The organism is Mesorhizobium sp. M2A.F.Ca.ET.042.01.1.1, from assembly GCF_003997405.1.
Lineage (GTDB): Bacteria > Pseudomonadota > Alphaproteobacteria > Rhizobiales > Rhizobiaceae > Mesorhizobium.
In genome coordinates this window covers 1-2,357 of record NZ_RZRX01000474.1, presented here as the reverse complement: position 1 = coordinate 2,357, position 2,357 = coordinate 1, and the positions used below count along the sequence as shown (strand labels likewise).

Here is a 2,357-nt window from a genome sequence, read left to right as displayed (position 1 = left end):
CTTCAGGCAAGCGCCGACCGGCTCGCATTCGCTCAACGTCTATTTCGACAAGGCGATCGCCGCCGGGCGCCTGTTCGGCATGAAGATGAACGGGCGCTGGATCACAGTCGGCACGCCCGACGCGATACCTGCCGCTGAAGCGGCTGTGGCCGGCGCCCTCGCGAAAGCGATATGAGCGGCGCGCGCCGCGTCCTTTCCATCCCGCCCGGAGCGCCGTTCCTGCCGACGCTGGCGGAGGCGTTGCTCGACGGGCGCTTGATTCCCGGCTTCCGCTTCGACGGCGAGCCGCTGGCGCTGGCCGACGCTACCATCTACGTGCCGACCCGGCGCGCGGCGCGGGCGCTGCGCGGCGCCTTCGTCGACATGCTCGGTCAACGCTCGGCCATCCTGCCGACGGTGCGGCCGCTCGGCGAGTTCGACGAGGATGAGGCAGCCTTCGACGCCGAGGCGGCGCCGGCGATAGACCTCGCGCCGCCAATCGCTGCGCAGGAACGGCTGCTTTTGCTGGCGCCGCTGGTGCGCGCCTGGAAGGAAAGCCTGCCGGCGCATGTCAGAGAGCGGTTCAACGAGGAATTCGTCGTGCCGACCTCGGCCGCCGACGCCATCTGGCTGGCGCGCGACCTTGCCCGGCTGATGGACGAGATCGAGACCGAAGGCACGGATTGGGCGAAGCTCGCGACGCTGGTCACCGGCAATCTCGCCGGCTGGTGGCAGGTGACGCTCGATTTCCTCGGCATCGTCACCGACAACTGGCCGGAACTGCTGAAGGAGCGCAACCGCTCCAATCCGGCCGCGCATCGCAGCGCGCTGATCCGGCTGGAGGCGGCGCGGCTGAAGAGCAATCCGCCTTCCGGTCCGGTGATCGCCGCCGGTTCGACCGGCTCCATTCCCGCTACCGCCGAATTGCTTGGCGTGATCGCCGGCCTGCCCAACGGCGCCGTCGTGCTGCCCGGGCTCGACCGCGAGCTGGATGACGCATCCTTCGCGGCGATCACGGCGCCCGGCGCGCGTCCGGCAACGCTCGGCCACCCGCAATACGGTCTCGCCAAGCTGATCGGCGGCATCGGCATTCAGCGCCGCGATGTCGAGGATGTCGTCGCGGCGCCACCGCCGCTGGCGCTGCGCGCGGCCCTTGTCGGCGAGGCGCTGCGGCCGGCCGAAACCACCGAATACTGGACCGAAACGCGGCCGCGCTTCACGGCATACGATGTCGAACAGGCGCTGGCCGGCGTGACGCTGGTGGAGGCGGCGAACGAACGCGACGAGGCGGCGGCAATCGCCATTGCACTCAAACTTGCCGTCGAGGCACCGGGCAAGCGCGCGGCGCTCGTCACCGGCGACCGGGCGCTGGCGCGGCGAGTCTCGGCCGAGCTTCTGCGTTTCGGCGTCGTCGCCGACGATTCCGGCGGCGCGCCGCTCATCAACACGCCGGCTGCCAGCCTGCTCAGGCTCGCGCTGAGCGCCGCCTTCCGGCCGGGCGATTCGGTGAACCTGCTCTCCTTGCTCAAGCACCCGCTGCTTGGGCTCGGCCTCGAACGCCAGGCCGTGCGCAAGGCGGCCGAGCTGGTCGAGCTGGTCGCCTTACGGGGAGGCACGGGCCGGCCCGATGTCGCATCGCTCGGCGCGCTTTTCGAGACGCGGCTCGCGGAGCTGAGCGGCGATACGAGGCAGCCTTTCTGGTTTTCGCGGCTGACCGTGCGCGGCATCGAGCAGGCGCACGGCATGCTTAGCCGCCTTACCAAGGCGCTCTCGCCGCTCACCGCTATGCGTGACGAGAAGGACGCCGACATCGCGACGCTGACGAGCGCAAACGTCGTCGCGCTGGAGGATCTCGGCCGCGCCGCCGATGGCAGCCTGGCGGAACTCTATGCCGGCGATGCCGGCGAAAAGCTCGCCGAGCTGTTGCGCGGGCTGGTGGCTGCGTCGTCGCCCTTCACTTTCGCCGCTTCGGAATGGCCCGACGTGATGGAAGCGCTGATCGCGCCGGAGACGGTGAAGCCGGCGCAAGGCACCGACCGCAGCATCGCCATCTGGGGTGCGCTGGAAGCGCGATTGCAGAATGTCGAGACGCTGGTCATCGGCGGGCTCAATGAAGGGGTCTGGCCGCGCAAGCCCGAGAGCGACCGCTTCATGTCGCGGCTGATGAAGACCGGCATCGACCTCGAGCCGCCGGAGCGGCGCATCGGCCTTGCCGCGCATGATTTTCAGGTGGCGATGGGCGCGGCGGAAGTGGTGCTGACACGGTCGGCGCGCTCGGGCGACGCGCCGGCGGTGCCGTCGCGCTGGCTGCAGCGCATCCTGACCTTCATCGGCAAGGGGCCGGCGGCGGCCCTTCGCGGGCGGGGTGACGCGCTGCT

General features: G+C 70.3%; 1 protein-coding gene and 1 pseudogene. Both read left to right on the top strand.

Going from position 1 to position 2,357, the window contains the following annotated elements; all coding sequences use genetic code 11:
* Positions 1-175, top strand: a pseudogene (locus EOA23_RS36770) (nucleotidyltransferase family protein); the annotation flags it as partial.
* The coding region (gene addB / locus EOA23_RS33860) for a double-strand break repair protein AddB (protein ID WP_127307248.1) at positions 172-2,357 on the top strand (2,186 nt) is incomplete at its 3' end. The pseudogene EOA23_RS36770 and the gene addB, both read left to right, overlap by 4 nt.